Consider the following 6,918-nt stretch of genomic DNA (forward strand, 5'->3'; position numbering starts at 1 on the left):
AAAATGGCAACTACGCGGCTCATCATCACTCCCTACTCCACACTGGCTATTTTTTTAACTTGTTTGTCCTGAGAAGCGCAATCGTCTCTTTCCCCTGATAGCGCTGTGGCCATACGTTCCAGCCATATATTCCAACTCGATTTTTCCCCAATTTCTGCAATATTTTGCAGCCCTTCCATTGCCTTCATGGCGATTGTATGCAGTTGATTTGCACTGAGGTTACTCAGGCAGTTTGCAGCCAAGTCGTTATGCTCTACCGCGTTACCAGCCCGAATTCGCGTATGGCAGGCGAGTGCCGATCCAACCTGCAGTGCAGTCTGGTAGTGCTCCTTCTCCGCAATCGCGACCAATGAGGTAATTCCCGCCCGATCTATACCTCCCGCATAAGCACAGGCCAGGCCAATACCACACCAGAGGTCAGCACGAGCGGACTCGGGATAGTGCAGAAGACATTGCTCTATAGAATGCGGATCAGCACCGGAAATAAACCAAAGAGCTCGGCCTGCACCGGCATAGTACTGAGCCAGGCAATGGTTACCCGATGCTGGATTAGCAGAGGTTTTGGAGACAAATGATTTGGGCAGATATTGTTCAAAAACGCTCGCTTGAGACTTGAAGTAGGTATGGTAAAAACCAATCCCGTTAATAACCAAACTGCCATATAGCGGGCTCAATCTATCCATAAAACGCTTGTAAGGAAAACCTACTGCACCCACTGCTAATCCAGCTCCGACACAAGCCATATAACTGTGCGGCGCTCCTTCATTCTGTATAAAATCAAAAAACTCATTGCGTCGGAAAAAGCTAATGGCATCACGTAAAAACAGTCCCATCGCCAAACCTTCGCTATAAAATCCATTCAGTTCTGGTTTCGTTGCTCGAAATGACTGTACCAGGCGCGATGAATAGCCCTCCTCTAGGGCGGTGTTATAGGCACGTAAAACTGTTTTTGCGACCAGTTCCAGTCTATCTCTTGAACGACTGTTCAAGTTAAAGCCCCGTCTTTTGAAGTCTGCTTCACTCAACGGCTGTCCGAAGATGACTTTAATGAAGATCCCTGCACTAATAAACATCGTTCATATCCATATTATTTTCTTATTTGTATTGTTTAGGCTCAATATTCTTTTTGGGATTCCAGCGAGCGCTTGTCTTCTTTGCTCAAATGAGAAAATGCTCTTTCAAAAGCACGATATTGGCCCAATATGTGAATCCAGCTATCCCGTCGCATAGTATTTTCACCAGATATCTCACTCAGAATGCCATAGACCAAATATCTCCGAACCTCCAACTGCCAAAGGCGATCCCGAGCATGAAGATAGCTTATGACGAAATATAAGCCGTTTTCATTCTGAGTCGTGATGCTCGGAATGCTATAGAGGATCTATATTGATCTTCTCTTCCTTATGGAGACCTGAGAGCGAAATAGTTTATAGTTGTGAGACTTCCATCATTTATTTTTTATTATTCTTTGATACATTTGCACCAACAATTATTTTTCCATTAGACCCCAATCCTAATTATAAACGTGCGTTGTAGTCAACACTTAATTTCAATCTGCATTCCACGCGGTTTGAACTTTCGCAAGATGGAAGTCGACAATGGTACTAAGCCCGTCACCACCAGCGGTGACGCAGCCCGTCTCAAAGAACTGGAGCGTGAAGTCCGCGAGCTGAAGCGCGCTAACGAGATCTTGCGCAAGGCTGCCGCTTTTTTCGCCCAGGCGGAGCTCAACCGCAAACCGAAGTAATGGTGCATTCATTGACCAGGAGCGTGAGGCGCACGGTGTCGAGTCAATCTGTGAGGTTCTGCCGATTGCACCGTCGACCTTCTACCGCTGCAAGCATCTACAAGCCAATCCAGAGCAACGCTGCGTGCGCGCTCAACGTGACGATGAGCTGAAATCTGAGATCCAGCGGGTCTTCGAAGAAAACCATCACCTCTATGGTGCTCGCAAGATCTGGAAGCAGCTTAACCGAGAGGATGTAAAGGTCGCCCGATGCACAGTTGAACGGTTGATGAAGGTGCTACAGCTGGAAGGCGTCCGAAGAGGCGAACGCTGTGTTACGACTATCCCGGATGAGCTAGCCCGAATTTTGCACGGCCAGCTTCACACCGCAGCATTTTATGCTTTTGGCCTGAGCGGAACTGGAACTGCTGACTTTTGCTGGCAATTTATCCTCTTTGAACAGGTTTTGTTCGATCCAGGCTGCGTTGGACACAACTTCCCCTTACCCCGTTATTTGTCTGTGCCGGGAGCAGCACGTCAAGACTCTACGTCGGTACCAAACGGGTAGCCAGTTTGCAGAAGATTTCTCTGCCAGGAAGCAATGTTGGCAGCAGGAAGCGAAAGCGGCGCGTATTCTTGATCACCACGGCCCCAACTTTGATCAAGCGATTGCGCAAACTGGCTACCGAGGCTTTACCAAGTTAGGTGTCTTGTAGCTGCTCGCGCAGATATTCATACAGTATCCAGGCCTGTGCCGAGAGCAACAGTCGCCATTGGTTCGGCCACCAGCGGTGGCAGGAGGTACGACTGGCGAACAGGTCCATCTGCTGGTCCTTAATGCGATTCTCCATATCGCCACGGGCACAGTAGAGCTTCCGATAGAGTTCTTCACCATTCCCTTCCAGGTTGGTGGTGATGAAACGAGGGTTGGAACCACCGCGGGTGTATTCTGCTTTGCCGATGCCCCGCTGCGCCTGTTTCCAGGTGCCAGCGGCGTACTGGAAGTCCCTGAACAGGGTGACCTTGAAGGCACCATTGTTGGACCAACGCCTTGCCAACTCAAGGTAGCCGCTTAGCTTGTGCTCGAGCCGCTTATTGAATCCCCCCGGGTTTCTCGGAGGCAATTTGATTTGAGTCATGCCGCTTGGGCAGACTCGGTTTGTTGATAATACAGGTTTCCGTATCCGGCTGGAGGCATATCGCCAATTGGCCAAAGAATGCGGCGATGGTTAAACCAGTCGACCCGGGTCAAGGTTGCGCGTTCAACCTCATCCAGCCCTTTCAATTTGCCTCTTCGGACGCCTTCCAGCTGTAGCACCTTCATCAACCGTTCAACTGTGCATCGGGCGACCTTTACATCCTCTCGGTTAAGCTGCTTCCAGATCTTGCGAGCACCATAGACGTGATGGTTTTCTTCGAAGACCCGCTGGATCTCAGATTTCAGCTCATCGTCACGTTGAGCGCGCACACAGCGTTGCTCTGGATTGGCTTGTAGATGCTTGCAGCGGTAGAAGGTCGACGGTGCAATCGGCAGAACCTCACAGATTGACTCGACACCGTGCGCCTCACGCTCCTGGTCAATGAATGCACCATTACTTCGGTTTGCGGTTGAGCTCCGCCTGGGCGAAAAAAGCGGCAGCCTTGCGCAAGATCTCGTTAGCGCGCTTCAGCTCGCGGACTTCACGCTCCAGTTCTTTGAGACGGGCTGCGTCACCGCTGGTGGTGACGGGCTTAGTACCATTGTCGACTTCCATCTTGTTGACCCATAATCGTAGGGTCTCGGGTGTGCAGCCGATCTTGGAGGCAATAGATGTGATCGCTGCCCAACGTGATTGATGCTCGTGCTCGCCGGTCAACACCATGCGAACTGCGCGTTCCCGTACCTCGGGAGAGTATCCAGGTCGTTTGCTCATCGGCTAATTCTCTCAAGAAAGTTAGCCTCCGAGAAACCCGGGGGGATTCAGAAACCATTATTTTGATTTTCAGAAAATAATGCTCTGAAAATCAGCTCAATAATAAATTAGACATGCACCCTTCTGTAGGTGAATAGAAATTTAACACTTGCCCATTGATATTAAGAATCCCAGATTGCCCCATAAGCAGGAATTCCCCGTAATTCAATTTCGTACACCACCTTTTGAGTCAAAGGCTGATTGGCAATACAGATAACCGCTTCTGCACCAGTTTTTAAAACGGTATTTAGTGCCAACTTAACGAGATCGGGTTTACCATGGCTGCTGGTATCCCATATCAAAGCATCAGGTACAGCATCCAGCACTTCATCAACGAGCATATTGCCATAGGTTTTCCGAGGGTTGCGGGCTGACCAGACTAAACTTGCAGGCACTTTTTTTGCCAGCAGGTGTGGCAAACAGGGGCCAATTCCACTACCAGTGGCTATATATACCACTTTCTTGAACAACACTTCAATATTGGCTACACCTGCTGTTGGAATTCCTTTGGTCCAAACCTGTTTTGGCCTATCATCTATAAATCTGCCTGTCCAATCTCCAGCTCGGGAGATTGTCAGTCGAAATCCATCCTCACCTGGTGCTGGTACATTGGCAAATGAATGCCATTCCAGCAAAGGATTTCGACTGATGGCAGTGGAAGAGCCTGCAAAAGGGGTCACGCCATGATCAAAACGTGTCAGAGCCACGTGAGAAGAGGGAGAATCGATATCAATCTTCACCTTTTTTAATCGCAACCAAGGCAGAATCACACTAAATGTTATAATACACAGCCCCCAGAAGGAGGGACTCTGAATAAGATCGGAGATACCATTGACAAGCAGGCAAGTTTGTATCCAAAATAAAATAAGTATCAACCAGCCGCCAAATCGATGTACCCACTCAAACTGGTTATGGAAACGCCGTCGAACTAATGGCAACGCCATGGTGACAATCAGTACAAGTACTGCCATAAGCAAAAAAGACACTATCACAAGGTTTTTGGAAGTGTTTGGCAACGGATCGTCTTGCTGGTAGACCAGAACTGTCAAATAAATAGCATACCAGAGTGTTCCGCCCACAGTGCCGCCGCTGTGTAATCCTCCAAAATGATATACTTTGGCTAGGTGCCATCGAATCCAGAGTGGCCAACTGACTGGGGCTCTTGTTGCAATCCAGAAGAATAAGTTGATCACATATTGTTGCCGCACCAAGATAGCAACTGCAAAATTAGCCAAAATCAAATCTAGTAGTACCGGCAAACTATCCCCCTGTTTTGACCACCAATCTGCCTGAGTAAATCCATACCAAAATATCCCGGCATTCACTGCGAACACTAAAAGAAACAGAAGATTATAATGTTCAAGGTAACGATGTCGTAGGATTTTCCGAAGCAGACTCGGTTTCACGCCTAAAGCTATTTTTTCTATCACCGCATCCATCTTGGTACCACTCCTATTCTTTTATCATGAATAATGACTCACCACTTTTGCTTGAATTTGAGCCCGTAATGCCTGTTTATCAATTTTACCCCTTTCTGTCATTGGAAACTCAGAAAGGGCAACAATAGTAGAGGGTAAACAGTAATATGGCAGTGTTGCACTAATGGTGTCCATACAGTGTTGAGTATCTACATTCTGAGGAGTGACAAATGTCACCAGCTTTTCATTACTTACTTTCAGCGTTACTGCTTGCTGACATCCTTTAACAGATTCAGTAACAGTAGAAATTGAATCCAGTTCGACCCGAAAACCTTTTATCTTTACCTGGTCATCTGTTCGCCCCCAATATTCCAGCTCACCATTTTCATTCCAACGCCCCAGATCACGTGTTCTAAACATCATTCCACCATTTGCGATGAATGGATCCGGCTGAAATCGCTCCCTCGTCAATTCATTATTATTAATATAGCCAGCTGTAACGCCTTTTCCGCCAGCCCAGATTTCTCCTACGCTACCTACCGTACAGGGTTGAAGATTTTCATCAAGCAAGTACACCGTGTTATTGGGTGTCGGCTTACCTACAGTAAGTGAGTAAGGGCAAGAAAAATAAGGCTGTGCCGTATTAATAATGGTGGTTTCTGTTGGTCCGTAACTATTGATAAATTGACACTTGGTCGCCCATTGCTCAGCAAGGGGTTTTGGACATGGCTCTCCTGCCACTGCTACGGTACTTGTTGAATTACAGAGAGAGGAATCAATTTTTGCCAAAATGCTTGGGGTGGCAATGATCACATCACACAGTCGAGCAGTTTCTGTAAAATCGCTACCCCTAATCATCAAAGTACCCCCGTGGACCAGGCAACCCAGTATCTCCCACGCTGCCATATCAAAGGCGATGTTCAATAATTGTGCTACTTTGTAGCCCGGTTTAATTCCTAAACTGCCTGGTTTAGACAGTAGGATATTACACACATTACCATGAGTAACCTGAACACCATTAGGAGTGCCAGTGGTGCCAGAAGTAAAAAGAATAAAACAGTTAGCATTAGGATTAAACTTTCTCTCACCCTTTTTCACTGAGCTTCTTATTTTCCACTCATTAGAGATCCTGTCCATATCATCAATAGTTAGAACTATCTGATTATATGAGAATGGTATTTTTTCGATCAGGTGTGATAAGGTTAAATTCACCTTGATTTTGGCTATTTCTATAATCTTCAACAGTGTTGACTTTGGAGTGATTCTAACATCTTGAGGAACATAAGCGGCTCCGGTTTTTAATATCCCAAGGATACCAACCACCATAGAAATCGACCGCTCCAGAAATAAACCAACATTATCACCAGGACCCACTCCCAATTTAGTCAATTTTTCTGCAATGCAATTTGCTTGTCGATTCAACTCTCCATAAGTTATCTTTAGGTGCTTATGTTTTACAGCAACAGCAGTTTGCTGCTTCAAAGCCTGACACTCAATAGCCTGATGTATCATTTGATATAGAATGCTCACTTCCGGCCCTTTACCATATGCTTCAAACTTAACTTGATCTGCTTTTGGAAGAGTATTCAAAGCTTTTTTATTAAATTGACCATTTTCCTTAATAACTTCAATAGGCTGCTCTGAATTTTCTAAATTTTTTCGAATATCGAGATTTATTATTCCCATTTTTATTCTCCAAGGCACATTCAAAATATTGCAATCTCTCTATTTAAATATTCTAAAATATCAAAACAGATGAATTGTATTGTATAAAGCTTTTTAATATTTCTAGCCAAATACCAATATACCGGAATCAGTCAAT

General features: G+C 46.1%; 7 protein-coding genes, 1 pseudogene and 2 other annotated features. Of the genes and pseudogenes, 2 read left to right on the forward strand and 6 right to left on the reverse strand.

The genetic code is table 11. From position 1 onward, the window contains the following. Positions 1-32 precede the first annotated feature (32 nt). Together Q5Y71_RS13275 and Q5Y71_RS17605 are read right to left on the reverse strand one after the other, a co-directional pair. Entirely contained in the window at positions 33-1,073 is a 1,041-nt protein-coding gene (locus tag Q5Y71_RS13275) for a DUF1702 family protein (protein ID WP_306042605.1), read from the reverse strand. Between the two features lie 41 nt (positions 1,074-1,114). Then, positions 1,115-1,381, reverse strand: a complete 267-nt coding sequence (locus Q5Y71_RS17605; protein ID WP_371877058.1) for a penicillin acylase family protein — start codon at positions 1,379-1,381, stop codon at positions 1,115-1,117. A 189-nt stretch (positions 1,382-1,570) separates the two neighbouring features. Here Q5Y71_RS17605 and Q5Y71_RS17610 point away from each other — a divergent pair, with 189 nt between their 5' ends. Both Q5Y71_RS17610 and Q5Y71_RS17615 read left to right on the forward strand, forming a co-directional pair. Further along, positions 1,571-1,747, forward strand: coding sequence for a hypothetical protein (locus tag Q5Y71_RS17610; protein WP_371877056.1), 177 nt, complete (start codon positions 1,571-1,573; stop codon positions 1,745-1,747). Beyond that, positions 1,705-1,820: a sequence feature (AL1L pseudoknot), on the forward strand. It overlaps the preceding gene by 43 nt. A gap of 51 nt (positions 1,821-1,871) precedes the next feature. Continuing rightward, entirely contained in the window at positions 1,872-2,294 is a 423-nt protein-coding gene (locus Q5Y71_RS17615) for an IS3 family transposase (protein WP_371877057.1), read from the forward strand. A 133-nt stretch (positions 2,295-2,427) separates the two neighbouring features. Here Q5Y71_RS17615 and Q5Y71_RS13285 read toward each other — a convergent pair whose 3' ends face one another. The 4 genes and pseudogenes from Q5Y71_RS13285 to Q5Y71_RS13300 form a co-directional block, all read right to left on the reverse strand. Next, positions 2,428-2,865 carry a transposase gene (locus tag Q5Y71_RS13285; RefSeq protein WP_306042606.1) on the reverse strand — a complete coding sequence of 146 codons (438 nt, stop codon included), beginning with the start codon at positions 2,863-2,865 and terminating at the stop codon, positions 2,428-2,430. A gap of 146 nt (positions 2,866-3,011) precedes the next feature. Continuing rightward, positions 3,012-3,639, reverse strand: a pseudogene (locus tag Q5Y71_RS13290) (IS3 family transposase); the annotation flags it as partial. Continuing rightward, positions 3,246-3,361 (reverse strand) — a sequence feature (AL1L pseudoknot). It overlaps the preceding pseudogene by 116 nt. A gap of 161 nt (positions 3,640-3,800) precedes the next feature. After that, positions 3,801-5,117, reverse strand: a complete 1,317-nt coding sequence (locus Q5Y71_RS13295; RefSeq protein WP_306042608.1) for a hypothetical protein — start codon at positions 5,115-5,117, stop codon at positions 3,801-3,803. A gap of 24 nt (positions 5,118-5,141) precedes the next feature. Beyond that, entirely contained in the window at positions 5,142-6,782 is a 1,641-nt protein-coding gene (locus Q5Y71_RS13300) for an amino acid adenylation domain-containing protein (protein ID WP_306042609.1), read from the reverse strand. Positions 6,783-6,918 lie beyond the last annotated feature (136 nt).

The sequence above is a fragment of the Microbulbifer sp. 2205BS26-8 genome, assembly GCF_030731025.1.
GTDB classification, from domain to species: Bacteria; Pseudomonadota; Gammaproteobacteria; order Pseudomonadales; family Cellvibrionaceae; genus Microbulbifer; species Microbulbifer spongiae.